The organism is Altererythrobacter sp. MTPC7, assembly GCF_042851395.1.
Classification (GTDB): Bacteria; Pseudomonadota; Alphaproteobacteria; order Sphingomonadales; family Sphingomonadaceae; genus CAJXSN01.
Window position 1 is genome coordinate 20,724 of sequence record NZ_BTGS01000013.1, and the last position, 24,696, is coordinate 45,419.

31 protein-coding genes are annotated in these 24,696 nt (G+C 64.8%); 12 read left to right on the plus strand and 19 right to left on the minus strand.

The window, feature by feature from the left end; translation table 11 throughout:
• Window positions 1-33 precede the first annotated feature (33 nt).
• Window positions 34-2,310 (minus strand): NADP-dependent malic enzyme, encoded by a 2,277-nt coding sequence (locus ACGHJ7_RS11635; RefSeq protein ID WP_390477749.1) that lies wholly within the window; start codon window positions 2,308-2,310, stop codon window positions 34-36.
• 134 nt (window positions 2,311-2,444) lie between these two features.
• Between ACGHJ7_RS11635 and mutS the strand changes: the two genes are divergently transcribed.
• Genes mutS through ACGHJ7_RS11650 form a run of 3 tightly spaced genes read left to right on the plus strand, consistent with a single transcriptional unit; the run spans window position 2,445 to window position 5,901 of the window.
• Window positions 2,445-5,051, plus strand: coding sequence for a DNA mismatch repair protein MutS (mutS, locus tag ACGHJ7_RS11640; RefSeq protein ID WP_390477937.1), 2,607 nt, complete (start codon window positions 2,445-2,447; stop codon window positions 5,049-5,051).
• Between the two features lie 24 nt (window positions 5,052-5,075).
• On the plus strand, window positions 5,076-5,468 hold the full coding sequence (locus ACGHJ7_RS11645; RefSeq protein WP_390477752.1) for a hypothetical protein: 393 nt from the start codon (window positions 5,076-5,078) through the stop codon (window positions 5,466-5,468).
• Window positions 5,469-5,493: 25 nt separating this feature from the next.
• Complete coding sequence (locus ACGHJ7_RS11650) at window positions 5,494-5,901, plus strand: YidH family protein (RefSeq protein WP_390477753.1); 408 nt, start codon at window positions 5,494-5,496, stop codon at window positions 5,899-5,901.
• A 45-nt stretch (window positions 5,902-5,946) separates the two neighbouring features.
• Here ACGHJ7_RS11650 and ACGHJ7_RS11655 read toward each other — a convergent pair whose 3' ends face one another.
• The 5 genes from ACGHJ7_RS11655 to gluQRS all read right to left on the minus strand — a co-directional run bounded on the left by ACGHJ7_RS11655 (window position 5,947) and on the right by gluQRS (window position 8,974).
• Window positions 5,947-6,309, minus strand: a complete 363-nt coding sequence (locus ACGHJ7_RS11655) for a hypothetical protein (protein WP_390477756.1) — start codon at window positions 6,307-6,309, stop codon at window positions 5,947-5,949.
• 48 nt (window positions 6,310-6,357) lie between these two features.
• Entirely contained in the window at window positions 6,358-7,227 is an 870-nt protein-coding gene (locus ACGHJ7_RS11660; RefSeq protein WP_390477758.1) for a 3-hydroxyacyl-CoA dehydrogenase family protein, read from the minus strand.
• An 87-nt stretch (window positions 7,228-7,314) separates the two neighbouring features.
• Window positions 7,315-7,884 carry a cob(I)yrinic acid a,c-diamide adenosyltransferase gene (locus tag ACGHJ7_RS11665; RefSeq protein WP_390477761.1) on the minus strand — a complete coding sequence of 190 codons (570 nt, stop codon included), beginning with the start codon at window positions 7,882-7,884 and terminating at the stop codon, window positions 7,315-7,317.
• Window positions 7,885-7,903: 19 nt separating this feature from the next.
• A complete protein-coding gene (locus tag ACGHJ7_RS11670) occupies window positions 7,904-8,134 on the minus strand; it encodes a hypothetical protein (RefSeq protein WP_390477763.1) in 231 nt (76 codons plus the stop codon).
• A 9-nt stretch (window positions 8,135-8,143) separates the two neighbouring features.
• The gene (gene gluQRS, locus ACGHJ7_RS11675; RefSeq protein WP_390477766.1) at window positions 8,144-8,974 is read right to left on the minus strand and encodes a tRNA glutamyl-Q(34) synthetase GluQRS; all 831 of its coding nucleotides are present in this window, start codon (window positions 8,972-8,974) and stop codon (window positions 8,144-8,146) included.
• A 147-nt stretch (window positions 8,975-9,121) separates the two neighbouring features.
• Between gluQRS and ACGHJ7_RS11680 the strand changes: the two genes are divergently transcribed.
• Complete coding sequence (locus tag ACGHJ7_RS11680) at window positions 9,122-9,730, plus strand: HNH endonuclease (protein WP_390477769.1); 609 nt, start codon at window positions 9,122-9,124, stop codon at window positions 9,728-9,730.
• A gap of 17 nt (window positions 9,731-9,747) precedes the next feature.
• A complete protein-coding gene (locus tag ACGHJ7_RS11685) occupies window positions 9,748-10,053 on the plus strand; it encodes a hypothetical protein (RefSeq protein ID WP_390477772.1) in 306 nt (101 codons plus the stop codon).
• Here ACGHJ7_RS11685 and kynU read toward each other — a convergent pair.
• The 7 genes from kynU to dksA all read right to left on the minus strand — a co-directional run bounded on the left by kynU (window position 10,050) and on the right by dksA (window position 15,857).
• Window positions 10,050-11,267, minus strand: coding sequence for a kynureninase (kynU, locus tag ACGHJ7_RS11690; RefSeq protein ID WP_390477940.1), 1,218 nt, complete (start codon window positions 11,265-11,267; stop codon window positions 10,050-10,052). The genes ACGHJ7_RS11685 and kynU overlap by 4 nt on opposite strands.
• Before the next feature lie 14 nt (window positions 11,268-11,281).
• Window positions 11,282-11,938, minus strand: a complete 657-nt coding sequence (gene kynB / locus ACGHJ7_RS11695) for an arylformamidase (protein ID WP_390477775.1) — start codon at window positions 11,936-11,938, stop codon at window positions 11,282-11,284.
• Window positions 11,935-12,726 carry a tryptophan 2,3-dioxygenase gene (locus tag ACGHJ7_RS11700; RefSeq protein WP_390477778.1) on the minus strand — a complete coding sequence of 264 codons (792 nt, stop codon included), beginning with the start codon at window positions 12,724-12,726 and terminating at the stop codon, window positions 11,935-11,937. The genes kynB and ACGHJ7_RS11700 overlap by 4 nt, the downstream gene beginning before the upstream one ends.
• A gap of 77 nt (window positions 12,727-12,803) precedes the next feature.
• Window positions 12,804-13,193 (minus strand): DUF4112 domain-containing protein, encoded by a 390-nt coding sequence (locus ACGHJ7_RS11705; RefSeq protein WP_390477942.1) that lies wholly within the window; start codon window positions 13,191-13,193, stop codon window positions 12,804-12,806.
• A 116-nt stretch (window positions 13,194-13,309) separates the two neighbouring features.
• Window positions 13,310-14,800, minus strand: a complete 1,491-nt coding sequence (locus ACGHJ7_RS11710) for an ABC transporter substrate-binding protein (protein WP_390477780.1) — start codon at window positions 14,798-14,800, stop codon at window positions 13,310-13,312.
• Between the two features lie 40 nt (window positions 14,801-14,840).
• The gene (locus ACGHJ7_RS11715) at window positions 14,841-15,230 is read right to left on the minus strand and encodes a PilZ domain-containing protein (RefSeq protein WP_390477783.1); all 390 of its coding nucleotides are present in this window, start codon (window positions 15,228-15,230) and stop codon (window positions 14,841-14,843) included.
• A 168-nt stretch (window positions 15,231-15,398) separates the two neighbouring features.
• Window positions 15,399-15,857 carry an RNA polymerase-binding protein DksA gene (gene dksA / locus ACGHJ7_RS11720; RefSeq protein ID WP_390477786.1) on the minus strand — a complete coding sequence of 153 codons (459 nt, stop codon included), beginning with the start codon at window positions 15,855-15,857 and terminating at the stop codon, window positions 15,399-15,401.
• Between the two features lie 290 nt (window positions 15,858-16,147).
• Here dksA and ACGHJ7_RS11725 point away from each other — a divergent pair, with 290 nt between their 5' ends.
• Entirely contained in the window at window positions 16,148-16,471 is a 324-nt protein-coding gene (locus ACGHJ7_RS11725) for a hypothetical protein (protein ID WP_390477788.1), read from the plus strand.
• Here ACGHJ7_RS11725 and ACGHJ7_RS11730 read toward each other — a convergent pair whose 3' ends face one another.
• From ACGHJ7_RS11730 to ACGHJ7_RS11750, 5 genes are read right to left on the minus strand one after another with little or no spacing between them, the layout of a single operon-like run.
• Window positions 16,472-17,635: a GNAT family N-acetyltransferase gene (locus tag ACGHJ7_RS11730; protein ID WP_390477790.1), complete on the minus strand. Its 1,164-nt coding sequence runs from the start codon at window positions 17,633-17,635 to the stop codon at window positions 16,472-16,474. It lies immediately after the preceding gene.
• A complete protein-coding gene (locus tag ACGHJ7_RS11735; RefSeq protein WP_390477793.1) occupies window positions 17,632-18,405 on the minus strand; it encodes a glycerophosphodiester phosphodiesterase family protein in 774 nt (257 codons plus the stop codon). Before ACGHJ7_RS11735 ends, ACGHJ7_RS11730 begins: the two co-directional genes overlap by 4 nt.
• Window positions 18,377-18,838 (minus strand): RidA family protein, encoded by a 462-nt coding sequence (locus ACGHJ7_RS11740; RefSeq protein WP_390477797.1) that lies wholly within the window; start codon window positions 18,836-18,838, stop codon window positions 18,377-18,379. The genes ACGHJ7_RS11735 and ACGHJ7_RS11740 overlap by 29 nt, the downstream gene beginning before the upstream one ends.
• Complete coding sequence (locus tag ACGHJ7_RS11745; protein WP_390477800.1) at window positions 18,835-19,476, minus strand: HAD family hydrolase; 642 nt, start codon at window positions 19,474-19,476, stop codon at window positions 18,835-18,837. The genes ACGHJ7_RS11740 and ACGHJ7_RS11745 overlap by 4 nt, the downstream gene beginning before the upstream one ends.
• Before the next feature lie 10 nt (window positions 19,477-19,486).
• Entirely contained in the window at window positions 19,487-19,921 is a 435-nt protein-coding gene (locus ACGHJ7_RS11750) for a DUF3572 domain-containing protein (RefSeq protein ID WP_390477803.1), read from the minus strand.
• Here ACGHJ7_RS11750 and ACGHJ7_RS11755 point away from each other — a divergent pair.
• The 5 genes from ACGHJ7_RS11755 to ACGHJ7_RS11775 all read left to right on the plus strand — a co-directional run bounded on the left by ACGHJ7_RS11755 (window position 19,841) and on the right by ACGHJ7_RS11775 (window position 23,266).
• On the plus strand, window positions 19,841-20,221 hold the full coding sequence (locus tag ACGHJ7_RS11755) for a response regulator (protein WP_390477806.1): 381 nt from the start codon (window positions 19,841-19,843) through the stop codon (window positions 20,219-20,221). The genes ACGHJ7_RS11750 and ACGHJ7_RS11755 overlap by 81 nt on opposite strands.
• A 128-nt stretch (window positions 20,222-20,349) precedes the next feature.
• On the plus strand, window positions 20,350-20,589 hold the full coding sequence (locus ACGHJ7_RS11760; RefSeq protein WP_390477809.1) for an acyl carrier protein: 240 nt from the start codon (window positions 20,350-20,352) through the stop codon (window positions 20,587-20,589).
• A 6-nt stretch (window positions 20,590-20,595) separates the two neighbouring features.
• Window positions 20,596-21,849, plus strand: coding sequence for a serine palmitoyltransferase (spt, locus tag ACGHJ7_RS11765; protein WP_390477812.1), 1,254 nt, complete (start codon window positions 20,596-20,598; stop codon window positions 21,847-21,849).
• Window positions 21,850-21,898: 49 nt separating this feature from the next.
• Window positions 21,899-22,330 carry an OsmC family protein gene (locus ACGHJ7_RS11770; protein ID WP_390477814.1) on the plus strand — a complete coding sequence of 144 codons (432 nt, stop codon included), beginning with the start codon at window positions 21,899-21,901 and terminating at the stop codon, window positions 22,328-22,330.
• Between the two features lie 246 nt (window positions 22,331-22,576).
• Entirely contained in the window at window positions 22,577-23,266 is a 690-nt protein-coding gene (locus ACGHJ7_RS11775; RefSeq protein WP_390477816.1) for a Crp/Fnr family transcriptional regulator, read from the plus strand.
• On the opposite strand, the gene ACGHJ7_RS11780 is transcribed toward ACGHJ7_RS11775, so the two are convergent.
• Window positions 23,263-23,919: a YqaA family protein gene (locus ACGHJ7_RS11780; RefSeq protein WP_390477818.1), complete on the minus strand. Its 657-nt coding sequence runs from the start codon at window positions 23,917-23,919 to the stop codon at window positions 23,263-23,265. The two genes, ACGHJ7_RS11775 and ACGHJ7_RS11780, sit on opposite strands and share 4 nt — an antisense overlap.
• Window positions 23,920-24,163: 244 nt before the next feature.
• Here ACGHJ7_RS11780 and ACGHJ7_RS11785 point away from each other — a divergent pair, with 244 nt between their 5' ends.
• Window positions 24,164-24,688, plus strand: a complete 525-nt coding sequence (locus ACGHJ7_RS11785; protein WP_390477821.1) for a hypothetical protein — start codon at window positions 24,164-24,166, stop codon at window positions 24,686-24,688.
• Window positions 24,689-24,696: the final 8 nt, after the last annotated feature.

Consider the following 24,696-nt stretch of genomic DNA (forward strand, 5'->3'; position numbering starts at 1 on the left):
CCTTGAACAGTCGCCCACTCCGGTCGGCGAAGTCTATCCGACGACACCTGCGGCTGCCAGCACCGACAGTGTCAGCAGATCCGGAGCGATAGCCGTCATCGGCGCGATCTGGACCGGCTTTTCCATGCCGACCAGCATCGGGCCAACGGTCGCATCCCCGCCCAGTTCGCGCAGCAGTTTGGCCGACAGGTTGGCGCTTTGCAGGCCCGGCATGATGAGGACGTTGGCGGGGCCCGAAAGACGGCTGAAGGGATAGAGCTGCATAACTTTCTCGTTCAGCGCAGCATCGGGCGCCATCTCGCCTTCATATTCGAAGCCGACATCCTCCTCGTCGAGGATGGCCACCGCCTCGCGGATATTGTTCAGCCATTGGCCGGAAGGGTTGCCGAAGGTGGAATAGGACAGGAACGCCACGCGCGGTTCGTGCCCCATGCGGCGCGCGACGGCAGCCGTTTCCTTGGCGATATGCGCCAGCTCTTCCGCCGTGGGGCGCTCGTTTATGGTGGTGTCGGCGAGGAAGGTCGTGTGCGACTTGCCGATCATCATGTGAATGCCGAACGGGACTGCGCCCTCTTTCGGGTCCAGCACGCGGTTCACTTCGCGTGCGGTCTGCGAGAAGGTGCGGGTCAGGCCGGAAATCATCGCATCGCCATGACCCAGCGCCACGAGCAGCGCGGCGAAGACATTGCGTTCCTGATTGACCATGCGGCTGACGTCGCGCTGGGTGTATCCCTTACGCTGCAGGCGCTTGTACAGGAACTCGTTCATCTCCGGCACCTTGTCCGAGATGTTCGAATTCTCGATCTCGAAACTGCCCGGATCGTCGACGCCCAGGGCGTGCAGGCGGTCGACGACGTTCTTCGTCCGACCGACAAGGATGGGCGTCCCGTAGCCGAAATCGCGGTACTGGATGGCGGCGCGCAGGACGACGTCTTCCTCCGCCTCTGCAAACACCATGCGTTTCGGGTTAGCCTTGCACTGGTCGTACACCCGCGTGAGCGCGGAAGTGGTGGGATTGAGCCGCGCCTTCAGGCTCAGGCGGTAGGCATCGAAATCCTCGATCCGGTCCTGCGCGACGCCGCTATCCATCGCCGCCTTTGCCACGGCCGAGGACACGACTTCCATCAGGCGCGGGTCAAACGGGGCGGGAATGATGTAATCGCTGCCGAACTTGTGGTTGATACCATAAGCGGCGGCCACTTCCTCGGGCACGCGTTCGCGGGCCAGCGCGGCGATGGCTTCGGCCGCCGCGACCTTCATCTCCTCGTTGATGGCGGTCGCGCGCACGTCCAGAGCGCCGCGAAAGATGAAGGGGAAGCCCAGCACGTTGTTAACCTGGTTGGGATAGTCGCTGCGCCCGGTGGCGATGATCGCGTCGGGGCGGACCTTCTTGGCCTCGTCCGGCATGATCTCGGGCACGGGGTTGGCCATTGCGAAGATGATCGGCTGGTCCGCCATGTCCTCGATCCATTCCGGCTTCAGCGCGCCGGCCGCCGACAGGCCGAGAAAGATGTCCGCGCCCTTCAGCGCTTCGTGCAGGTCCTTCGCGTCGGTTTCTACCGCGTGGGCGCTCTTCCACTGGTCGACATTCTCGCGTCCCGGAGTGATCGGGCCGGAGCGATCGCACACGATGACCTGATCGTGCGGGATGCCGAGCGCCTTGATCAGCGCGGTGCAGGCGAGAGCGCTGGCGCCTGCGCCGTTCACCACCATGCGGCAGTCCTTCAGATTGCGGCCGGTCAGGTGGCAGGCATTGATCAGGCCGGCGGCAGCGATGATCGCGGTGCCGTGCTGGTCGTCATGCATGACGGGAATGTTCATGCGTTCGCGCAGGGCCTGTTCGATGATGAAGCATTCGGGCGCGGCGATGTCTTCCAGGTTCACGCCGCCAAAGCTCGGCTCCATCAGGGCGACCGCCTCGATGAACTTGTCCGGGTCTTCCGTGTCCAGTTCGATATCGATCGAATCGACGTCGGCGAAGCGTTTGAACAGGACGGCCTTGCCTTCCATCACCGGCTTCGATGCCAGCGCGCCAAGATTGCCAAGGCCGAGGATGGCCGTCCCGTTGGAAATGACCGCCACGAGGTTCGCGCGCGCCGTGTATTTCGCCGCATCGGCGGGATTTTCGGCAATCGCTTCCACCGGTGCAGCCACGCCCGGCGAATAGGCGAGGCTCAGGTCGCGCTGCGTTGCCATGGGCTTGCTGGCGACGATCTCGATCTTACCCGGCCGGATCGTCTCGTGATAGAAAAGCGCCTCGCGCGTCGTGAAACCGGCCTGCTTTTCACCCGGTGCGTTATCGTCTGCCATGCCAACCTCTTGCAATGATGGAGGTGCCACTATCGCGTGCCGGGCGCGAGCGATAGGGGAAAGCCGTGTCCGCGTGACTCCCGAATCGTCGCCGCTGGGGCTACGCCGTCCCCGTGGCAGCCAAATCGACCCCCATGATGGAGCAATATCTGGCCCTGAAGGAAGAGGCCGGGGAGTGCCTGCTGTTCTACCGCATGGGCGATTTCTTCGAACTGTTCTTCGACGATGCGAAGGTCGCGGCAGGCGTGCTGGACATCGCCCTGACCTCTCGCGGGGAGCAGGACGGGGAGCCGGTGCCGATGTGCGGTGTGCCGGTGCATTCGGCGGAAGGGTATCTCGCGCGCCTGATCAAGGCAGGCTGCCGCGTCGCCATTGCGGAGCAGACCGAGACCCCGGACGAGGCCAGGCAGCGCGCCAGGCGCGAAGGATCGCCGGTGTCGAAGGCGCTGGTCGCGCGCGACATCGTGCGCTTCGTCACCGCCGGTACGCTGACCGAAGATGCGCTGCTGGAACCGCGCCGGGCAAACCTGCTGGCTGCGGCATGCGAGGTACGGGGCATTATCGGGCTGGCCGCCATCGACATTTCCACCGGACGGATGACGCTGGAAGAGGTCGCGCACGGCTCAGTGGACGCGGCGCTGGCACGCCTTTCGCCGAGCGAGGTCATCGTGCCCGAAGGGTGGGAGCCTGCCCCGGCAGGCGCCATCGCTCGGCCCAAAACGGATTTCGGCAGCGACGAGGGCGAGGCGCGGCTGAAATCGATCCACAAGGTCGCGACGCTGGACGGGTTCGGAAGCTTTTCCCGCGCCATGATGGCGGCAGCGGGCGGTCTCGTCGCCTATCTGGACCATGCCGGGCGCGGCACCCTTCCCCTCCTGCTCCCGCCTGTTGTGCAGGGGGGCGAGCGTCACATGGCGATGGACGCCGCTACGCGCAGCAGCCTGGAAATACTGGCGGCACAAGACGGGCGGCGCGAAGGCAGCCTGCTGGCCGCCATCGATCGCTGCGTGACCGGTGCAGGTGCCCGGCAACTGGCAGAGGACCTGGGCGCGCCGCTATACGACAGCGCCGGGATCGAGGAACGCCTCGCGCTGGTGCGGTTCTTCCACGAGGATCCTCTGCTGCGGGCGGACCTGCGCGGTGTCCTGCGTTCCGTACCCGATATCGGCCGGGCGCTGGGCCGGATCGTCTCGGCCCGGGGAAGCCCCCGCGATCTGGGGCAGGTGCGCGACGGCCTGGCCGAATCGCGGCGGCTGCGCGACCATCTCTCGGCCCAGCCCGACCGGCCGGCCCTGCTGGAAAGCCTGCTGCCTGCAATGGGTGGCCACGGAGCGCTGGTCGACCTGCTGCAACGCGCACTGGTGGCATCGCCGCCGACCTCGCGCGACCAGGGCGGCTTCGTTGCCGAGGGGTTCGACGCAGCGCTCGACGAATTGCGCGCCACGTCCGGCAATGCACGCCGGGCGATCGCCGCGCTGGAGGCCCGCTACCGCGAGGAAACCGGCGTCGAGCGACTGAAGATCAAGCATAATGGCGTGCTGGGCTATTTCGTCGAGGTGCCGAGCAAGCATGCCGACACGCTGATGGCGCCGGACAGCGGATTTACCCATCGCCAGACCATGGCCGGCGCCGTCCGGTTCAACTCGCTGCAACTGCACGAGGAAGCCGGACGCATCAGCGAAGCGGGCGGCAGGGCGCTGGCGGCGGAAGAGGCGCATTTCGAGGAATTGTGCGAACAGGTTGCCGCCAGCCGCGAAGCCATCGCCGCGACCGCCGACGCACTGGCCCGGATCGACGTATCCGCCGGGCAGGCGGAGCGGGCGGCCGACGGAAACTGGGCCCGGCCCGAGATAATGGACGAAGCCTGCCTCGAGATTACGGCCGGCCGGCATCCTGTGGTCGAGAGCGCTCTTGCCGCGTCCGGCGGGCGGTTCGTGCCCAATGACTGCACGCTGGCTCCGGACAATCGGCTCTGGCTGATCGGCGGGCCGAACATGGGCGGCAAGTCGACCTTCCTGCGCCAGAACGCGCTGATCGTCCTGCTGGCCCAGGCCGGGGGCTATGTCCCGGCGGACGCTGCGCGGATCGGGCTGGTGGATCGCCTGTTCAGCCGTGTCGGCGCATCGGACAATCTGGCGCGTGGCCGTTCCACCTTCATGGTCGAGATGGTGGAGACCGCCGCCATCCTGTCCCAGGCGACGGAGCGCAGCTTCGTGATCCTGGACGAGGTCGGGCGAGGCACGTCGACCTATGACGGGCTGGCGCTGGCCTGGGCGGTCGTGGAAGCGGTGCACGAGACGAACCGCAGCCGCTGCCTGTTCGCGACGCATTACCACGAGTTGTCGCGGCTGGCGGATAGCTGCGATGCGCTGAGCCTGCACCATGTCCGTGCCCGCGAATGGAAAGGGGACCTGGTCCTGCTTCACGAACTGGCAGACGGGCCTGCGGACCGCAGCTACGGTCTTGCCGTGGCCAAGCTGGCAGGCGTGCCGCAGGGCGTCGTCAAACGCGCCAAATCGGTGCTCGACCGGCTCGAGAAGGGCCGCGCGGAAACCGGCGGGCTAGCGGCGGGCCTGGGCGACCTGCCCCTGTTCGCCGCAGCGCTGGCGCAGCCGGATGCAGACGAGAGCGATGCCTTGCGCGACAGGCTGGACGCACTGGACGTCGATTCCCTCGCCCCGCGCGAAGCCCTGGACCTGCTTTACGATCTGAAGCGCCTGGCAGGCGAAACCAAAGATTAAGGACACGGTGGATAGGTTTACGGCATGTCAGGTCCGATGCTCCGGAACCGGGTGGCCGCCATCGCCATCGTCGTCCTCACCTTGGCCGGTGTGGCGAGCCTTGTGGGTACCGAGGACAATGAAGGCGCCCTGACGTCGGCGACGAAGGCATTGGCCGAAAAGGCCGCTGCGTCCTCGGAAACGGGACTGCGCAATCCTGATGCAACTGCCCCGGCCGCCGTCACGGACATGGCCGCGCCGCCTCCTTCCGCCCAATTTCCCACCGAGTTTGCCGATGACGAGAGCCTGATCGACGACGCCAGGGGGTTCGATCCATCGCCCGTCGTCGACGACCCGGCAGAGGGTGAAGTGGTCGGCGTCGTCGAAGGCAATGAGAACGGCGTCTCGCAACCGGGCGCCGAGGTTTTGGAACCCTAGGACGCCGTTCATGCGTTAGGCGCGCATGGGCGAGAAACACGACATCTCCGACAAACACCGGAATACCGACAGCAACGACCTTGCTGCAGAGCGGACCGACCTGGCGGAAGACCGCAACATCATGGCGATGGAGCGGACCTTTGCCGGGTGGATGCGGACGGCCTTTGCTGCCATCGGTATCGGCCTCGCATTCAGGGCCGTTTTCGGCGAATTCGACCCGCCGTGGCTCGCCCGCGCCATTGCGACCGCCTTCATCCTGCTGGGCGCATTCGTCGCGTTAACGGCAGAGCGGCGCGCTTGCCGGACCTTCACCCGGCTCAACGCACACCAGCTTCATGCGCCGGAAATACCCAGTATTCGCTGGCTGGGATGGGGCGTCACTGCCGGCGCGGTCTTTCTCGCCATAGCCCTGTGGATCCTGCACGACGGCTGATCCCTAAGACCAGCCGCCGCCTGAAACAGGATTGATCAGTTCAAATCAGGTGCCGTCGCCACGCAGGCCATCAGGCTTGGCCGCCTTGCCATACTTGTCGACATTGTCGTCATGGTTCGGCTCGCCCTTGTAGGCGTTCATGTCGACCCGGCCCGAACTTTCCATGTCGCGCATGTGATCGACCGTGTCCTGCGTCGAATCGCCCATCAGGCCTGAGCTGTTGTCGCTTTTCGTGCTTTCGGTCGGGCTGCCGGTTTCGCGGGTCGTCTGCTGTGCTTCGCGGGCGACTTCCTGCGCCTGGTTGCGATGGTCGTCCTGCTCGTCATTGTGGTTTTCAGGGGCAAGGTTCGCCATCCGCTCTTCCTTGCTTTCGCCAACGTCGGGGGTTGTCTTGTTCGTATCGGTCATGCCGGAAATCTCCTTTGCATGACCAACGGGCATGGCCCCCACCCGTTCCTACCGCGTGGCGACGGGCGCTTCACCGGAATAGTCGTAAAAGCCCCGGCCTGTCTTGCGGCCGAGCCATCCGGCCTCGACATATTTCACCAGCAGCGGAGCTGGGCGATACTTCGTGTCGCGCGTGGTCTTGTAGAGCACCTTGATGATGTCGAGGCAGGTATCGAGCCCGACGAAATCGGCCAGTTGCAGCGGACCCATCGGGTGGTTCAGGCCAAGGCGGCACCCCTTGTCGATATCTTCGATGCTGGCGGTGGACTGGCCCAGCACGAAGACCGCCTCGTTGATCATCGGCAGCAGGATGCGGTTGACGACGAAGCCGGGCTCGTCCTGCGACAGCACGACTTCCTTGCCCAGACCTTCTGCAAAGGCGATCGTGCGATCGGTCACGTCCTTCGCCGTAGCGAGGCCCGGGATGACTTCGATCAGGCCCATCACGGGGACCGGGTTGAAGAAATGCAGGCCGATGAAGCGTGCCGGATCGGGCGAGAAGTTCGCCATCCGGGTAATCGGGATGGAACTGGTGTTGGAGGCCATGATCGCGCCTTGCGACAGGACTTCGCTCGCCTTCTCGAAGATCGCCTGCTTGATCGGCTCTTTCTCGGTCGCGGCCTCGATGATCATGTCGGCCTCCGCCATCGGCGAATAATCGCCGACCGGCTCGATCCGGGCGAGCAGCGCCTCGGCATCGGCGACTTCCATCTTGCCCCGGCCGACCAGCTTGCCCAGGGCGGCATCGATTTTCTTGAGCGAGGCTTCCGCAGTGGCGAGATCGATATCGGCCAGCAGCACCTTCTTCCCGTGCTGTGCCACGGTCTGGGCAATGCCCGACCCCATCTGTCCGGCCCCGATCACGCCAATGGTCTGCATAATGATATCCGTCTCTTCGCAGTTGCAGCAAAGAGGCGCTGTTAGCGGTGTCTCACACGGAAAGCTACCGCAGAGGCATTACGCGCCTTACCGGTTCTGACCCGGCACCCAATTCACGTCAGCGCGCCCATCGTCGTTCAGCACCCGGGCCATCACGAAAAGCAGGTCGGACAAGCGGTTGATATAGCTCAGCGCCGCCGGATTGACCGGTTCTGCATCGGCGAGAGCGGCAACGCCGCGTTCGGCTGCGCGGGTGGAGGCGCGGGCGACATGGACGCGGGCCGCCGCTTCGCTTCCGCCCGGAAGGACGAAGCTGGCCAGCGGCTCCAGCCGATCGTTCAGGGCGTCGATCTGCGTCTCCAGCCACTGGGTCTGCGATGCCACCATGCGAAGCGTCATCTCGCCCGGTTCGAAATCCTCACCCGGTGTCGCGATATCGGCGCCTAGGTCGAACATGTCGTTCTGGATGCGGAACAGCGTTGCAGCATTCTCGCCGTCATCCAGCGCGGCGGCCGCGAGGCCGATGGCGCTGTTCGCCTCGTCCACCAGCCCGATCGCTTCCATGCGCGGATCGTGCTTCGCGCGGCGAGACCCGTCGACGAGACCGGTGGTGCCGTCGTCTCCGGTGCGGGTGTAGATCCTGTTGAGCTTGACCATGCGGCCCGCCCTAGCGACGTTACTGGGAAATCGCGAGGAGTATTGCCACCACCACGATGGCCAGCGCCTGGTACTTGATGCGGTTGAACATCATCTTGTTCTGCATCAGCTGCATTTCCGACACCTGGTCCACCTGTCCGCTTTCCAGATCGACCTTCGTGCTTTTCATGAAGGCGATGATCCCGCGCACCAGCGATACGACGACCAGCAGGGCGAGAATGACGATGGCGATGATGAGGATCGTTTGCATGGGTGGTATCTAGTCCTTTTCCAGCCGATTTCCACACGGCCATTTGCCCATACGGACCTTTTCCGCCCAGGCGAGGCCGTTTTCGCCCGCCTCCCGGTGATCCGACAGCGCTTTCGATCTGCGCCGCTTGGCGAGCTTGCGGCCGTCTTCGTCCAGCAGCAGGGCGTGGTGATGCCACCGCGGCACGGGCAGGCCCAGCACCGCCTGCAGCAGCCGGTGGACATGGGTGGCGGCAAACAGGTCGCGCCCGCGCATGACCAGCGTGACGCCGTCGGCGGCATCGTCCAGCGTCACGGCGAGGTGATAGCTGGCCGGCAGGTCCTTTCGCACCAGCACGGGGTCGCCGATCGAAAGCGGGTCGGCGGCCTGCTCGCCTGCCAGCGCATCGTGCCATGTAAGCGGGCCGGTCAGGTCCAGCGCGCGGCGCACATCGAGCCGCCATGCCCCTCCCTCTTCCCCGACATCGGAGCGTCCGCGACAGGTTCCGGGATAGACCGGACCCTCCGGACCGATGGTCGAAGCGGCCTCGGCTACCTCGGCGCGGGTGCAGGTGCAGGGATAAAGCAGGCCGGCGTCTCTCAGCCGCTGGGCTGCGAGGATGTAGCTGGCCCCGCGCGTGCCCTGCGCCGGCACCTCCTCCCATTCCAGCCCCAGCCATTCCAGGTCGCGGCGGAATTCGTCCGCCAGTTCCGGGCGCGATCGCGGCCCGTCGATATCCTCTATCCTGAGCAGGAAACGCCCGCCTGCCTGCCGCGCCAGGTCGTGCGCGACAATCGCGCTGTAGGCATGGCCCCAGTGCAGCGGTCCATTGGGACTGGGGGCGAAGCGGGTGACGGTCATGGGGGCCCCTTACACCAGTGCAGGGCCCAAGGGGCAGGTTTTGCAGGGCAAAAGCATGGATATAACCTGTGTCACGGGCTTGACGCTTTTGTCTGATTAGGGATGTTCGTATCAATTCGGGAGGGACGCGAGACGTGTTCACAGCCTATGTTTAGGGCCGAGATGATCGAAACCGCGGCGCGGTTCAGGAGCGCCGACGACGATCCGACACGAAATCTGTCGGCTTGCCCGGCACTGGTGCTGAACGCGGATTACACCCCGCTTTCCTATTATCCGCTGAGCCTGTGGCCCTGGCAGACCGCAATCAAGGCGGTGTTCCTCGACCGCGTGACCATCGTCGAAAGCTACGACCGGGAAGTGCACTCCCCCTCGCTCGACATGGCGATACCCAGCGTGATCGCGCTGAAGCAATATGTGAAGCATTCCGAATTCCCGGCCTTCACCCGCTTCAACCTGTTCCTGCGCGACCGGTTCGCCTGCCAGTATTGCGGCAGCCCCGATACGCTGACCTTCGACCACGTGATCCCGCGCCGGCTCGGCGGCAAGACGACGTGGGAGAACATCGCCACCGCCTGCGCGCCGTGCAACATGAAGAAGGGCGGGCGCACGCCTCGGCAGGCGCATATGCACCTCGCCAGCCAGCCGATCCGCCCAACGAGCTGGCAGTTGCAGCAATACGGCAAGAGCTTCCCGCCGAACTACCTCCACGAAACGTGGAGAGACTGGCTCTACTGGGACATCGAGCTGGAGGAGTGAGGGGACATTTAGGCGACGTGGCAGTCACGGCCCTCTTAGCCCTGTGCTGCCTGCTATTTGAAATCCACCACATTTGGAGCTTTAACGAGCCGGCCAACCTGACACTCCGGGTCGTCTTCTGGCTCGGAGCGATCATCGCTCTCACAATGCGGATTGTCCGTTTGCAATGGTGGCTTCCTGTCGCCACCTTGATGACAGCTTACGCGATAATCTGGTTCATCTCCGATGCGATCTTCGTAGAGGCGGGGTTTCTTGCCCACGCGGTGCTTTGGTTATTGATCGCACTGACGGGCTGGTACTCGCGCAAAACACAACAGCCTTAAGTCACCGCCGCCCGCTCGCTGAATTCCGGGCGCTGCCATTCCCCGCTTTCCAGTACTTCGGCCAGGTGCCGCGCGGTTTCGGCTATGTCTCCGAAACGCAGGTAGGCGGGGGCGAAACCCAGTCGCAGGACGTCGGGCGCGCGGAAATCTCCGATAACGCCACGGGCGATCAGGGCCTGGCACAGGGCGTAGGCGTTCTCGTGGCGGAAGCTTAGCTGGCTGCCGCGCTTCGACGGGTCGTTGGGACTGACGAGGTCGAGCGAAACGCCGGCTTCGGACAGGCATTCCAGCAGGAAACCGCTCAGCGCCTGCGACTTCTCCCAAAGCCGGTCGACACCGATCTCGGCGACGAGGTCCACGCCCTCCTCCAGCGCCGCGACGCTAAGAATCGGGGCGGTGCCGCACAGCAGGCGTTGGGTGCCGGGGGCGGGCTGGTAAGCGTCGTCGAACGCGAAGGGCTGGGCGTGGCCCATCCAGCCGCTGAGCGGTTGCTCCAGCCGCTCGTGATGCCGCTCGGCGACGAAAGCGTAGGCTGGCGCGCCCGGTCCGCCATTCAAGTACTTATAGCCGCAGCCGACCGCGAAATCGGCTTCGCAGTCGTTCAGCGCGACCGGCATCGCCCCGCCGGTGTGCGAGAGGTCCCACAGAACCAGCGCGCCCGCCTCGTGCGCGGCCTTGGTCAGCGCGGCCATGTCGTATTTCTGGCCGGTCTTGTAATGGACGTGGGTCAGCAGCAGCAGCGCGACGTCGTCATCCAGCGCATCGACAATCGCATCGCGATCCGCCAGCCGCTGCTCTGCGAGGCCCTGCTTCTCCAGCCCCTGGATCATGTAAAGATCGGTCGGGAAGTTGCCCGGTTCGCTCAGGATCACCTTGCGGCCCGATTGCATCGCCAGCGCCGCCGAGATCAGCTTGAACAGGTTCACGGACACGCTGTCGGCCACGATCACCTCGTGCGCCTCGGCCCCGATCAGCGGGGCGATCTTGCCGCCGACGCGCTGGGGAAGGCTGATCCAGTCAGCCGTATTCCACGATTTGATAAGGTCGCCGCCCCATTCTTCGCGGACCACCCGTTCCAGCCGCGCAGGTGTCGCCTTCGGCAACGCGCCAAGCGAATTGCCGTCGAGATAGATCACGCCTTCGGGCAGCTCGAACCGGTCGCGATATTGCGCCAGCGGGTCCGCCGCATCCATTTCGCGCGCCCGCTCCAGCATGGGGTCGAGGATGTTCATGGCAGTTCCCGCAGTATCGCGCGGGTGAGCCCCGCATCGCCGCCACCGACCTTCAACGGCAGGGCGATCAGCTCGTATCGCCCCTCCGATACGTCATCGAGCACCAGACCTTCGAGGATACGCATGTCGTGCTTCGCCACCGCCTTGTGCGCGTCCATCGTCTTGCTGTCCTGAGGGTCGACGCTCGGCGCATCGGTGCCGATCAGCTTCACGCCCTGCAACGCGAGCCATGCGACCGTCTCCGCCGCGATCGGCAGCCAGTCGCTGCGCCATTCCTCGTGTGGGAAGGCGTCCCATTGGCGGAACAGTACGCGGTCCGCGCTTTCGATATGCGGCAGGTCGGCGACGTCGATTTCGCCCGAGACGCCGCGCGCATCGACCACCAGGCACTCGCCTATGAATGGATCGAGCGCCATGCTCGCCGCGTCCAGACCGTCGGCGTCGTAATGCAGCGGCGCATCGGCATGGGTGCCGGAATGCGTGCTCATCGTCATCCGCCCGACATTGACCGGCGAGCCGTCGTCCATCCGCCATGTGCGTTCGAAAGCGAAATCGGTGTCGCCCGGCCAGACGGGCAGGCCCCCTTTTTCATTAGAGGGGCGCAGGACCTGGCTGATATCCCAAATGCGCCGCTGGCTTTTCCATGAACTCATATCGCCGTCCTCACGCTCAGCAATTCGGGGAAAAATGCGGCCTTCAGCACGCCCGCCAGGTAGGGCACGCCGGGCGTTCCGCCGGTGCCCTGCTTGAAGCCGATGATCCGCTCGACCGTCTTCAAATGGCCAAAGCGCCAGCGCTGGAAATGGTATTCCAGATCGACCAGCTTTTCGGCCAGCTCGTAGAGGTCCCAATGCGTCTGCGGATCGCGGTAGATATCCGCCCACGCCGCCTCGACGCTGGGCGCATGCTCCCACGGCGCATCGAGCGGGCGTTCCAGCACGTCTGCAGCAATGGCGAACCCGCGCCGCGCCAGCAGCGCGACCGTCTCGGCATAGATGCTGGGCCGCCGCAATTCCGCCCGCAGTTCTTCGGCGACGTCGGGCGTTGCCTCGTGCATGGTCACATGCCCGGGTTTGCGCCCACCCAGCAGGAATTCCATCATCCGGTACTGCGCGCTCTGGAACCCGCTCGACCCGCCCAGATGCGGGCGCACCGTGGAGTAATCGTGCGGGGTCATCGTGCTCAGCACGTCCCAGCTCTGAATGAGCTGGCCCTGCGCCCGCGCCACACGGGCCAGCATCTTGAAGGCGGGGCGAAGATCGTCCGCCGCAATGCGCTCCCGCGCCAGCTCCAGCTCGTGCAGGCACAGTTTGAGCCACAGCTCGCTCGCCTGATGGACGATGATGAACAGCATCTCGTCATGCGCCCCCGAAACGGGGTGCTGCGCTGAAAGGATGCGATCGAGATCGAGATAGCTGGAATAGGTAACGTCTGAGGACATGGCGATGGCCCTATACCAAACCACAGCAAGGGTCAGCCCTGACGCATTCAGGCCCGCAGTTCTCAGCCCCGCAGTTCTTAGCCCTCAAGGGTGCGCTGGGCAGGATGATGCTTGTCGAGGTGCTTCTTGATGATCCGCAGGTTGCGCGTGTTCGACCGGTAGACGAGGTCGAAGGCGTCGCCCACGACCGGCACCGCGCCCAGCAGGCTGTCAAAGGCGATATTGCCGCCCATGCGCCACAACTTCCACTTCGGAATACCCAGATTGCGCGCTTCCCAGACGATGTAGGCACCCATGGCCGCCGTCACGAAATCGCCGATGACCGGAACCAGACCGATGATCGAATCGAGGCCCACGGGATAGTTCACGCCCGGAATGCGGAAGCTGCGTTCCAGCATCTGTTCCATCGCCTCGATCCGGCGGCGGATGGAGGCGGGATCGTTCCCGGTCGGCAAGTCCAGTCCCATGACCTGTGGCCCGTCCGTAAAGCGGCCCTCTGTGCTGCCCGTGGCCCGTTCGCCCGCGGGGCGGATGGTGGGCCGGTCCCTGTCATCAAAGCCGTTCATCGCGCTTTCCTTCCTCCTTACGAGATGGGGTCCATCGCGAGGGGGAACAAGGGATGGGTGGCCCAGCGGTTCTCTGCAAATCCTTCCAGCCCGCCGCGCACCAGCGACCAGCGCAGCGGCGCGCCCAGCGGGATATAGCTGTTGCTGTCGACCAGCAGCGCCTCTGCCTCGATCAGCGGCGGCATCGTCTCGGGGGTTTGCTGGCCCGCGACCTCCCCGGACACCAGGGCATCGGCAGCGGCGCTGCAACCCTGGCGGCGCACGGAGCAATGGAACTGGTTGAGGAACCAGCGCGGAGCGGCATAGCGGGCCAGCCTGTCGACCAGAACCAGGTCTGCCCCGGACCGGTCGGCTGCCCGTTCGCTCGCCACACCGATGGTCGCGAAATCCTGTGCCAGCTTGCGGAACAAAAGGTCCGATCCCGGCCCTTGCGGCAGGTAGAGGGAAACGCTTGCCTCCTGCCCGCTTGCCGCTTCCCAGTCGGCGACGCGGCGCGCGGCCCGCGACCGGCGCACTTCGAGCGAGAGGTCCGTCCAGCGTTCCGCAGGGGCGAAAGTGGACCCGGCATCCTGCCCGGCCTGGGCGAGCATGGCAGGCGGCACGATCCGCGTGGTCGATGGCCAGCCGGATAGATTGAACGGCGCCAGCAGGGTCGGACGGTCGATCGCCATCGACAGTGCCTCCCGGCGGCCTGCATCGGCCAGAAAACCGTCCGGGTCGGTCACCTGCAGGCCGAACAGGCCCAGCGCGCTGTCCAGCCGGACATTGCCGCGCGACAAGGGGCCGGTCTCGGCGAGCGGCAGGCTGGCCAGCGTACCGCCGACGACGAGGTCGGACCCGGTATCGAAGAACGCATCGACCGCCCCTTGTGCCGGGAGGGCGCGAATGCGGATCGACCGTGCACGGTCGCTGAAGCCGGGTTCTTCCGGCAGGCCCCGCAATTGTGGCGGCACTGCGGTCAGCAGCACCCCGCCCGCACCCTCCGCGGCGCGCATGGGGCCGATACCGCTGCCGTCCCGCCGCAGGCCAAGCTCCGGCTGGGCCAGCAATTGCAGGAAGGCGGGCATAGGCTGCGACAGGCGGATTTCGATCACCCTGCCGGTCATCGCCCGTATCTCGCTGACCCGCGCGAGGTCGAGGCCGAGCGACGTCCCATCCAGGTCGCGGATCTGGCGCAGGATTTCAGCGCGAACGCTTGCGGCATCGACCGGCGTACCGTCGGCCCATGTCGTATCCCGCAACCGGAAGATGAAGCTGCGCCCGTCGTCGACCACGATCCAGCTTTCAGCCAGCGCGGGCACGGTCTCTCCGTTCGAATCGAGCGTGACCAGTCCTTCGGACACCGCGCCTCGCACCAGCTGCTGCCCGTAGGACAGGCGCATTCCGCCGGTCAGCAGGTCGTCGGTCTGTTCGACCACCACGATATCGATCGGCCCGCCGTCATCCTGGGAACAGGACGACAGCGCCAGGGCAGCGGGGATCAGGAAAGAGAGAAGGTGACGCAGCATGGGCCGGAGACGGGTAGCATCCCGGCGGGCCTTCGTCAGTTCAGATTTTGCGCAGCTTCGACGGGTCGCCCATGGCGGAAGGCATAAGGCCGGCAGGCCGGACGTAACGCGGCGTGTCGCTGTCATTGGTGTTCGCGGGCCGTGCGCGCGCCTCCGCCGCATCGATCTCTCGCGAGAAAGCGATGCCGAAGCGGTTGTCCTGCACCCAGGCAACCGTTCCTTCGACCCAGCCGATATTGCGCAGTCCGACAGAAAGATGCGTGCCGCCCTGGACCCGCGATGCAGTGGCCGGATCGCATTCGGCCATCATGCCGCCATTGGACAGGTTTCGGACCTTCACCTTGCTGGCAGGAGAGCCGTCCCCGATCTGGAGATCGGCCATGAGGAACAGGCTGTCGCGAGCGATATGACGGGTATCGACACCTGACATGGTCTCTGCGTGCTCCCTGGTATGTCCGCAAGGCACCGTGCCCGCGGTTCGTCCGTAGTGGTCTGCCCCTATCGCGGAAAAGCCTAATGAAGCTTTAAGAATAAGCCGGTTTCGAGGCGGCGATAATTCTCGAAAAGCCTGCGAAAACAGCGCTAAAACGTATTTTCGTCAGGTGTCGCGCGAAACCTTTTCACGCCGTTCGTGCGCTTCCTGCGCCTCAACCGTCATGGTGGCCACCGGACGGGCGATCAGTCGCCGCAGGCCGATGGGTTCGCCCGTCTTGTCGCAGTAGCCGTATTCGCCTTCGTCGATGCGGCGCAGGGCGGCATCGATCTTCGCAATCAGCTTGCGCTGGCGGTCGCGGGTCCTCAGCTCGATGCCCCAGTCGGTCTCGCTGGACGCCCTGTCGTTGAGATCGGGTTCGCGGATCGGCCCGTCCTGAAGGGATTGCAGGGTCGCGTCGGCGGCATCGTGAATGGAGCGTTTCCATTCCAGTAACAGGATACGGAAATATTCCTGCTGGTTGGAATTCATGTACGGCTCGTCGTCGGACGGCACGTAATCGCGCCCCAACGCCAGCTGGGCTGCCTCCAGAACTTCGCTATCCTTGCGCGCCGCAGCGGTCATGGCTTCCTCACATAAAGAGCTTCGTCCGCGATACCCGAGGCCGCCTCGTCCGGTTTTCCGGCTCTTTCCAGCGACCTTTATGGCGCGGCCTATAGGGATCGCCCCAAGGCCGCACAAGCACGGAATGGACGATACGAAAATACAGTTACGCGTCCGTGGCTTAAGCGCGGCAGAACAGGGGCGGCGCGTTTCATTAATCCCGGCATTAACGATTTGTTGACCATGATGGACAAGAACCGTGGCTGTCGCGCTTCTCGTTTCGGGCGGCGCAGGACAGGGGGACAGCCAGAATGCAGTTTACCACCATCGAAAATGCCGCAAAGCCGGTGACCGAATCCCAGCCCGACATGGCCGTGGCGAATGCGCTGACCGATGCAGCGGCGGGGGATGTCGACGCGCTCTACGATCTCGGCGTCATGTATTCGACCGCCAGCCACGGCTGCGCCTGCGACCTGATCGAGGCGCACAAATGGTTCAACCTCGCCGCATCCAAGGGGCACGAGGAAGCAGGCTGGTGCCGCGCCGATATCGCGGACGAAATGTCGGCCCGCGAGATTTCCGAAGCGCAGCGGCAGGCACGCGAATGGCTGGCCGAGGGTCGCCGCGCAGCCTGACTATCCGGGGGCGGCCTGATCGCCCTTCCGGAACGGCGTTCGTCGATCCAGGAAATTCCTGTCGGCAGCAACGCCTTTCCGCTCGCGGGCAAGAAAGTCGGCCACCGCCTCGCGAAAGCCGGGGTCGGCGATCCAGTGGGCAGACCACGTCTCGACCGGCGCATAGCCACGCGCCAGCTTGTGCCCGCCTTGCGCACCCGCCTCCACACGCGACAGTCCGCGCTCGATCGCGGCGTCGATGGCTTGGTAGTAGCATAGCTCGAAATGCAGGAACGGGATCTGCTGCGTGCAGCCCCAGTACCGCCCGTATAGCGCGTCCTTGCCGATGACGTTCAGCGCGCCGGCGACCGGCTCTCCGTCACGGTAAGCCATGATCAGCAGCAGGTCCTCGCCCATCCTCTCGCCCAGCAGGGTGAACGCCTCCCGCGTCAGATAGGGCGTGCCCCATTTGCGGGCGCCTGTGTCCTGGTAGAAAATCCAGAACGCATCCCAGTCGGCTTGCGAGATGTCGTCCCCCGTCAGATGGCGAATATCGACCTCCGCCTGCGCCCTTGCCCGTTCCTTTCTCAGGTCCTTGCGCTTGCGGCTGGCCAGGTCGGCGAGGAAGGCGTCGAATTCGGCATAATCCCGGTTCTGCCAGTGGAACTGGATATCGCTTCGCAGCATCCAGCCATTGTCCTCGAACAGCGGCAATTGCCCGGGTTCGATGAACGTCGCATGCGCGCTCGACAGGCCGTTCTGCTCGCACAATTGCTCCGCAGCGGCCAGCAGCGCCGGTGCCAGCGCGTCGTCTGCCACAAGCAGGCGCGGCCCGGTCGCGGGCGTGAAGGGCGCAGCGATCTGGAGCTTGGGATAATAGCGCCCGCCTGCCCGCTCGTAGGCATCCGCCCAGCTGTGATCGAAGACATATTCGCCCTGGCTGTGGCCCTTAAGGTAAGCGGGCATCGCGCCCAGTAGCACGCCGCCCTCGCCATCCGCGGCGCCGCTTTCGATGACGATCGGCGCGGCCTGCCAGCCGGTGCCAGGCCCGATCGACCCGGAATCCTCGCAGGCCGACAGGAAGGCGTGGCTGACGAACGGGTTGCCGGAGCTATTGAGAGCGTCCCACGCCCGGGGTTCGACTTCGTTGATGGAGCCCAGCAGGCGGGCCGACAGTTCGGTCATGCCGGCAGCTCGCCTTCGAAGATCGGCGCATCGGCGCAGGCCCTCGCCCTCTCGCGCTCCGCCGCCGAGCGGACGGTCCAGGTCGCGATAGGCATCCCGCGCGCCCTCAACCCGGCGACCCATTCGCTGGGCAGCGCATCGACGTGATAGGCCATGAAATCCGGCTTCGCGATCCATAGCGCCATCCGGCGCGACAAGGCAGTTTGCGTATAGCCCCTGTCGTCTTCCCGCATCACGAGGCCGCGTAGCGTTTCAGGGGAGTGGCGGCGCAGCCAGCGCGGGACGCGGGGGTCGAAGCTCATCACGGCATGATGGCCGTCATAGCCCGCCAGCGCATCGCGGACTTTCAGGCAGGTGGTTTCGACGTCGTAGGACCTGCGGGACTTTATCTCGATCAGGATCGGGACCTTGCCGTCGACCATGGCGAGCAATTCCGTTAGGTCCATCGGCGCGTCCTCGTGCTCCAGATAGCTGAGCTTGCGCCATTCGGCCGCCGTCAGTGCCTCGGTCCGGTCGGGGCGGCCGATCAGCCGTTTGAAATCCCAGTCGTGGAACACCATCGGGATGTCGTCGGCGCTGCGCTGGATGTCGCATTCGATCCCCACACCCGCTTCCAGTGCGGCAGCGAAGGCTGCGCGGGCGTTTTCCACCCGCCCTTCCCCGTGCAGTCCGCGATGGGCGTAGGTCCACCGGCCCAGCCACCCCGTCCGTTCTGGATCGGGGGACGGCGCCAGGAAGCTGTCAATCGCCGTGGAGGGCAATGATCGCATCGACTTCGACAGCCGCGCCCAGCGGCAGGGACGGCACGCCCACGGCGGCGCGCGAATGGCGGCCCTGGTCGCCGAACACTTCGAACATCAGGTCCGATGCGCCGTTCACGACCTTGGGCTGGTCGGTGAAATCGGCGGTGCAATTGACGAAGCCGCCCAGCTTCACGATCCGTTTCACCCGCTCCAGCGGGATGAGCGCACCCTTGAGCTGCGCCAGGATCATCAGGCCGCAAGCCCGGGCCGCCGCCTGCCCGTCCTCCAGCGAGACATCCTCGCCCAGCCGCCCGGTCGCAAGCTCGCCGTCGACGAAAGGCAGCTGGCCCGAGACATAGGCGATGTTGTCCTCGACAACCACGGCGACATAGCTTGCCACCGGGGCGGCAGCCTCCGGCAGGACGATGCCCAGTTCCTCGAGGCGCGCTTCTACATTCATGCCGGTTCCTTCAATTTGTTCATTATCCAGGGCAGGGCCTCGTCCCAGCTGTCGATCCGGGCATGGGCATGGCCAGCTTTCTCCCCGCAGGTGATATGCGGGGCAAGGCCGGGTTCGCCGCACAGATGCAGGCGGGTGACATGGGGCACCGTTTCCTTGGCAGAGCCGTGATGCTGCGCCAGGTCGTCGATGAAGATCGCGTGGCTGGGCTGGTATTCATCGAGGATGGCGGCAATCGCCGGACCCTTCGGTCCCTGGTTGGTGTAAACCTTCGCATCGATGCCGACGGCCTGCAATTGCGCGGCGCGCATCTCGCGGCGCTCGTCCAGCAGGTTGGTCAGGATCACGACGTCGGCATGCTCCTTCAGCGCGGCAATCGCCTCGACTGCGCCGGGGATGGGATCCTGCCGCGCCATCTCCGTGTCGAAGAATGCATTCAGCAGCCGCCAGATTTCCTTCTGCTCCACCGGTTCGCCGCTATCCTTGCGCTTGAGCGCATTGGCGAAATCATTGCCTTCCATGTCGAAGGCGATGCCTTGCGTCTCGTCCAGCCAGTCGCGGAAATGGCTGACCATGTAGAGCAGCACTTCGTCGCAGTCGGAGATGACCAGCGGTCGGCCGTCCGGATTGTAGGTCATGGGTGGTCTCTCAATCGAATGTCTGTGCCCCGGCCAGCGTCCGGTGGGCGGTGATAAGGTCCTGCGGTTCGACGCCCAGCGCCTCCGCTGCGCCGACAAGGTCGGGCTCGTGCTGCGCGAGGAATTCGAGCACTGCTGCCTGAACCTGCCGCTCGGCCAGCCGTTCCCGCAGGATATCCGGGGTGAGGCCGGTCAGCGCAAGCAGCCGCCCGGCCCGGTCGTGATCGGTCAGGACCCAGCCCAGCGCGCCCAGCGCCAGCGTTTCGGCCGCTTGAGCGGAAGCAGGTGATTTCGATTGGCGGATGATTGTCAGGTGCCTTTCGGTTCGCCTAGTGCGGGACCTTCGAAGAAGGAGGCCGGACCAGTGGCAAAGCGTATCCTCGTTGTCGAGGACAACGACCTCAATCGCAAGCTGTTCTGCGACGTGCTGCGCGCCGGCGGTCACGAGGTGGAACCGTGCGCCGACGGCGAAAGCGTGCTGCCGGCCGCGCGCGCATTCGGACCTGATCTGGTCATCATGGACATCCAGCTGCCCAATATCTCCGGCCTCGACCTGATCCTCGCGCTACGCGCCGATGCTGCGCTGTCGGCCGTGCCGATCCTGGCTGTCACCGCCTATGCCGGAAAGGGCGACGAGGAACGGATCCGCAGCGCCGGGGCGAACGATTACCTGGCGAAACCTGTCTCGATCGGCCCGTTCCGAATGGCGGTCGACCGCCTGCTGGTCCCGGCGGACGCTAACTGAACAGGCATGGGGCAGCCCCTTCGGACCTCGGCCTGTATGGACTAGGCTGGCAAACGCAGCTAGCGCCACGCGCTAACCGGGGAAGCGTTCAGCTTCTCGCAGGATACAGCGATTAAGGACCCTCCCCTATGGACCGCGCAGATACAGACCGCCGCATTCGCGAGCAGATCGAACCCTTCAACAAGAAGGGCGTCACGATCACGGAAGACACGACGTTCCAGGGCGACCTGGAATTCGACAGCCTGACCGTCATGGATTTCGTCGCCGCGATCGAGGACGAATTCGACATTATCATCTCGATGAACCAGCAGGCGGAAATCGAAACCTACGGCCAGCTGGTCGATGCCGTGCACAAGCAGCGGGACTGATCCGAGATGAGCGAAGGCATTGCCCAGTCGGAAAAGCCGCAGGAAATCGAAGGCGGCGAGAAGGATCTTTTCAGCAAGTTCGATCCGCTGATCAAGATGCGCGAGGACCTGCTCTCGACCGGGCAGCAGGATCCCTATGCGCTGGTCATGGAACGGGTGCTTTCGCCCACGCGCGCCATCTGCAACGGGCGCGACACGATCCTGCTGGGCACCTACAATTACATGGGCATGACCTTCGATCCGCAGGTGATCGAGGCGGGCCAGCAGGCGCTGAGGGATTTCGGCACCGGAACCACGGGCAGCCGCGTGCTGAACGGCACCTATCAGGGTCACAAGGAGTGCGAGGACGCGCTCAAGGAATTTTACGGGATGGACCACGCGATGGTCTTTTCCACCGGCTATCTCGCCAATCTGGGCATCATCTCCACGATAGCCGGCAAGGGCGATTACATCATCCTCGACATCGACAGCCACGCCTCGATCTATGACGGGTGCAAGCTGGGCGATGCGGAAATCGTGCCGTTCAAGCACAACGATATCGAGGCGATGGAAAAACGCCTGAAACGCATCCCCGAAGGCGCCGGCAAGCTGGTGATCCTGGAAGGCGTCTATTCCATGCTGGGCGACGTCGCCCCGCTGAAGGAAATGGTGGCCGTCGCCAAGAAGCACGGCGCGATGGTGCTGGTCGACGAAGCGCATTCGATGGGCTTCATCGGCGAGAACGGGCGCGGCGTGGTCGAGGCGCAGGGCGTGATGGACGATGTCGACTTCATCATCGGCACGTTTTCGAAAAGCGTCGGGACGGTCGGCGGTTTCTGCGTGTCGAACCATCGGAAATTCGAAGTCATGCGGCTGGTCTGCCGGCCCTATGTCTTCACCGCCTCCCTGCCGCCCAGCGTGGTGGCCACGGCAGCGACCAGCATTCGCAAGCTGAAGGACGACAGCGCCGCAAAACGCGCGCATCTGTGGGAAAATTCCAAGCGACTTCACAAGGGGCTGCGCGATCTCGGCTTCGATATCGGTACGAAGGAAGCCCAAAGCGCGATCATCGCGGTCATCATGCCCGATCTCGCGCAGGGTGCGGCGATGTGGGAGGCTCTTTTGCACGAGGGGCTTTACGTCAATCTCGCCCGGCCGCCGGCTACGCCTGCCAACATGACCCTGCTTCGCTGCTCGCTATGCGCCGAACATTCGGACGAGGAAGTGGAACGGATCCTGGGCATGTTCGAACAGGCAGGCAAGAAAACCGGTATCATCTGACGGAACCGGCCCGCCGTCTCATCCGTCTCTCCCGCAAAGGAGACTAACGATGAAGACGACGAATACAGGCGCCGCGAAATATGAAGGCCTCGGCAAGGGCGGCAAGGGCCACGTGTCCACCGGATCGGGCGCGCTGTCGGACCAGCCCTACGGCTTCCAGACCCGGTTCGAGGACAAGGCCGGGACCAATCCGGAAGAACTGATCGCGGCGGCCCATGCCAGCTGCTTCACCATGGCCCTGTCGTTCAAGCTGGCAGAGGCCGGGCACGAGGACGGCACGGTCGGAACCGATGCGGTCGTCACGCTGGAAAAGGTGGATGACGGCTTCAAGGTCTCGAAATCGGCTCTCAGCACGAAGGGATCGGTTCCCGGGCTGGAGCAGGCGAAGTTCGAGGAACTGGCCGCCGACGCAAAGGCAAATTGCCCTATTTCCAAGCTGCTCGATTGCGAGATCACGCTGGAAACCGCCTTCGAAGGCTGATTTTCTACGCTAAACGGGGCGGGACCGGCCTTGCTACCCGTCCCGCCCCGGCGACCCGAAGGGCACGTGCAGCGACTCTTGGCGGTCGCCTTCTCTCCCATCTTTTTCGCAAGGCCGCAGCAAGCGTGGCCTGTCGATATACCCCCATACATCGACAGGCCGCGCGCGCGGCGCTTCGCCAGAATGCTTGCCCAAACCGGCGGCGCTCTTGCTGACAGCGGTGTTAGCAAGCTAAAGCCCGGAGAAATGTCAAATACCCGTCATTTCAAAAGCCGCAACGGCACATCGCGCACGGTGCAGGCCCCGACCCTGTTCAGCCGGTTGCCCGAATCGCTCCAGGGTCGGCTGAAACAGCAGGCGGTCCGGCGCCTGTTTCCCACCGGTTCGCTGATCCAGCAGGTCGGGGACGGAGCGTCCGGATTCTGGTTGATCGAGAGCGGGGCCGTGCAATTGGGCATGTTTCGCTCGAACGGGGAATTCCGCTCGATCGCGACCCTCGGAGAGGGCGATTCCTATGGCGAGCTGGCCTTGATGGGAAAAAGCCGCCGGGTAACCGATGCCGTGGCCCGCGTGCCGTCGGAACTGCTCTGGATCGACGGGTGGCGGTACGAGCAGGCGATTTCGCAAGACCCGGCGATCCTGCGCGACCTGCTGGGTGCCATGGCGCTCGAACTGCAGGAAATGCTCGGCTATCTCGCGGGCTTTCGCGGCGGTTCGGCGCGCAACCGGATCGCGTCGGTCATCGCCAATGCGGCCCGTCATTCGGGGCAAAGCGCGATCGTCATCACGCAGGCCGAGGTTGCGGGACTGGCGGGGGTGACCCGGGCCACCGCCGCGTCCGTCCTGCGCGACCTGGAACGCCAGGGCGCGATTCGCCGCTGCTATGGCAAGGTCGAGGTCGCGGATCTGGAACGGCTCGAAGACGAAGGCGTCTAGGCCGCCGCTGCATCCTGCTGGACGGTGGCCTGTTGGGCGGTGGCGCAGGCGTCCGCTTCCTCGCCTTCCCCGCCCCCGAGCTGCGTGATGGCGAGAATGCCGCCCACCACCAGGACAACGAAGACGGTCGTGACCGTGCCCAGATACTTGTCGATCACCCGCTTGATCGGGGCACCGAAGGCCCGGAACAGGATGCCGACGGTCAGGAAGATCAGCGCGCGGCCCGCGATGCTAGCCAGCAGGAACGGCACGATGGCCATGCCGAGGAAACCTGCGGTGATGGTCAGCAGCTTGAACGGAACCGGGGTTGCCGCCGCGATGATGACGGCGGCCACACCGTATTCGTCGAAGGTGCACTGCGCCTGCGGAAGGCTGTCGCCGAGGCCGATGGCGTTCATCAGCGGAATGCCGACAAGGTCGAAGGCGAAGGCCCCGATGGCATAGCCGAAGAGGCCCCCCAGAACCGACGCACCGGTCGCGATCAGGCCGAAACGAATCGCCTTCTTCGGTTCCGCCAGGCACATCAGCCCCAGCAGCGGATGCGGCGGGATGGGGAAGAAGCTCGCTTCGATGAAGCAGAAGAAGGCCAGCCACCACACCGCATGGGGGTGCGCCGCCTTGTCCATCGTCCAGTCGTATAATCCGCGCAGCATCGCCGTGTCCCGCCCCTGAAAATCGGTCCCTTGAAAGGCCTTGCGGCGCTTAGGCCAGTGGAGACGGGGGTGCAATCGCGTTGGGATGAAGGGTGGCGAACCTATTTGGTTCTTTTTTCTTGACATCGTAACGCTATTGGCCTAGACAACTGGAACATCGCGATAGACCGAGTCGGCTACGGAGCGCCTCCTGCTCCAACCGGTTCGCAGGTCAAATCGCTTCCAGACATTCAGGAACACCATCATGACGAGCAATGCTCCGGCAGCTGTGCCGGGCACGCCCGTGGCCGTGCCTGCACGGGCCAGGCGGCGGGCCGCCCCGCGCTGGCAGAAACGTTTCCTCCAAATCCTGGCCGAGACGTCGAACGTGTCCGCAGCGGCGAAGAAGGCCGGAACCAGCGTCGGCCACGCCTACAAGACGCGTGCGAAGGATGCCGAGTTTTCCCGCGCCTGGCTTGCCGCACTGGCCCAAGGCTACGACCAGCTCGAGCTGGAACTGCTCCAGCGTCTGCGCGAAGGGGAATTGTCGGGCGGCACCACGAAGAAGGCACGGCGCAAGTTCGACAATGCCGTGGCCCTGCGCCTGCTGGCGGCCCACCGCGACAGCGTCTCGCGCCAGCGGGCCATGGATGCCAATCGCGACGAGGACGCGATCCTCGCCGAAATCGACCGCAAGCTCGACCAGATGCGTCGCCGCGAATTGCAAGCCCGCGCGCTCCTGCGCAGCCGCCCATCGGCGTCCGGCGCAGCGATGCCTGCGAAATCCTGACGCAAATG

What these genes read in the sequence shown, in the direction of transcription:
- ACGHJ7_RS11635 (WP_390477749.1), bottom strand. Translation starts at nt 2,310, where the DNA reads ATGGCAGACGATAACGCACCGGGTGAAAAGCAGGCCGGTTTCACGACG.
- mutS (WP_390477937.1), top strand. Translation starts at nt 2,445, where the DNA reads ATGATGGAGCAATATCTGGCCCTGAAGGAAGAGGCCGGGGAGTGCCTG.
- ACGHJ7_RS11645 (WP_390477752.1), top strand. Translation starts at nt 5,076, where the DNA reads ATGTCAGGTCCGATGCTCCGGAACCGGGTGGCCGCCATCGCCATCGTC.
- ACGHJ7_RS11650 (WP_390477753.1), top strand. Translation starts at nt 5,494, where the DNA reads ATGGGCGAGAAACACGACATCTCCGACAAACACCGGAATACCGACAGC.
- ACGHJ7_RS11655 (WP_390477756.1), bottom strand. Translation starts at nt 6,309, where the DNA reads ATGACCGATACGAACAAGACAACCCCCGACGTTGGCGAAAGCAAGGAA.
- ACGHJ7_RS11660 (WP_390477758.1), bottom strand. Translation starts at nt 7,227, where the DNA reads ATGCAGACCATTGGCGTGATCGGGGCCGGACAGATGGGGTCGGGCATT.
- ACGHJ7_RS11665 (WP_390477761.1), bottom strand. Translation starts at nt 7,884, where the DNA reads ATGGTCAAGCTCAACAGGATCTACACCCGCACCGGAGACGACGGCACC.
- ACGHJ7_RS11670 (WP_390477763.1), bottom strand. Translation starts at nt 8,134, where the DNA reads ATGCAAACGATCCTCATCATCGCCATCGTCATTCTCGCCCTGCTGGTC.
- gluQRS (WP_390477766.1), bottom strand. Translation starts at nt 8,974, where the DNA reads ATGACCGTCACCCGCTTCGCCCCCAGTCCCAATGGACCGCTGCACTGG.
- ACGHJ7_RS11680 (WP_390477769.1), top strand. Translation starts at nt 9,122, where the DNA reads ATGTTTAGGGCCGAGATGATCGAAACCGCGGCGCGGTTCAGGAGCGCC.
- kynU (WP_390477940.1), bottom strand. Translation starts at nt 11,267, where the DNA reads ATGCTGGAGCGGGCGCGCGAAATGGATGCGGCGGACCCGCTGGCGCAA.
- kynB (WP_390477775.1), bottom strand. Translation starts at nt 11,938, where the DNA reads ATGAGTTCATGGAAAAGCCAGCGGCGCATTTGGGATATCAGCCAGGTC.
- ACGHJ7_RS11700 (WP_390477778.1), bottom strand. Translation starts at nt 12,726, where the DNA reads ATGTCCTCAGACGTTACCTATTCCAGCTATCTCGATCTCGATCGCATC.
- ACGHJ7_RS11705 (WP_390477942.1), bottom strand. Translation starts at nt 13,193, where the DNA reads ATGGGACTGGACTTGCCGACCGGGAACGATCCCGCCTCCATCCGCCGC.
- ACGHJ7_RS11710 (WP_390477780.1), bottom strand. Translation starts at nt 14,800, where the DNA reads ATGCTGCGTCACCTTCTCTCTTTCCTGATCCCCGCTGCCCTGGCGCTG.
- ACGHJ7_RS11715 (WP_390477783.1), bottom strand. Translation starts at nt 15,230, where the DNA reads ATGTCAGGTGTCGATACCCGTCATATCGCTCGCGACAGCCTGTTCCTC.
- dksA (WP_390477786.1), bottom strand. Translation starts at nt 15,857, where the DNA reads ATGACCGCTGCGGCGCGCAAGGATAGCGAAGTTCTGGAGGCAGCCCAG.
- ACGHJ7_RS11725 (WP_390477788.1), top strand. Translation starts at nt 16,148, where the DNA reads ATGCAGTTTACCACCATCGAAAATGCCGCAAAGCCGGTGACCGAATCC.
- ACGHJ7_RS11730 (WP_390477790.1), bottom strand. Translation starts at nt 17,635, where the DNA reads ATGACCGAACTGTCGGCCCGCCTGCTGGGCTCCATCAACGAAGTCGAA.
- ACGHJ7_RS11735 (WP_390477793.1), bottom strand. Translation starts at nt 18,405, where the DNA reads ATGCGATCATTGCCCTCCACGGCGATTGACAGCTTCCTGGCGCCGTCC.
- ACGHJ7_RS11740 (WP_390477797.1), bottom strand. Translation starts at nt 18,838, where the DNA reads ATGAATGTAGAAGCGCGCCTCGAGGAACTGGGCATCGTCCTGCCGGAG.
- ACGHJ7_RS11745 (WP_390477800.1), bottom strand. Translation starts at nt 19,476, where the DNA reads ATGACCTACAATCCGGACGGCCGACCGCTGGTCATCTCCGACTGCGAC.
- ACGHJ7_RS11760 (WP_390477809.1), top strand. Translation starts at nt 20,350, where the DNA reads ATGGACCGCGCAGATACAGACCGCCGCATTCGCGAGCAGATCGAACCC.
- spt (WP_390477812.1), top strand. Translation starts at nt 20,596, where the DNA reads ATGAGCGAAGGCATTGCCCAGTCGGAAAAGCCGCAGGAAATCGAAGGC.
- ACGHJ7_RS11770 (WP_390477814.1), top strand. Translation starts at nt 21,899, where the DNA reads ATGAAGACGACGAATACAGGCGCCGCGAAATATGAAGGCCTCGGCAAG.
- ACGHJ7_RS11775 (WP_390477816.1), top strand. Translation starts at nt 22,577, where the DNA reads ATGTCAAATACCCGTCATTTCAAAAGCCGCAACGGCACATCGCGCACG.
- ACGHJ7_RS11780 (WP_390477818.1), bottom strand. Translation starts at nt 23,919, where the DNA reads ATGCTGCGCGGATTATACGACTGGACGATGGACAAGGCGGCGCACCCC.
- ACGHJ7_RS11785 (WP_390477821.1), top strand. Translation starts at nt 24,164, where the DNA reads ATGACGAGCAATGCTCCGGCAGCTGTGCCGGGCACGCCCGTGGCCGTG.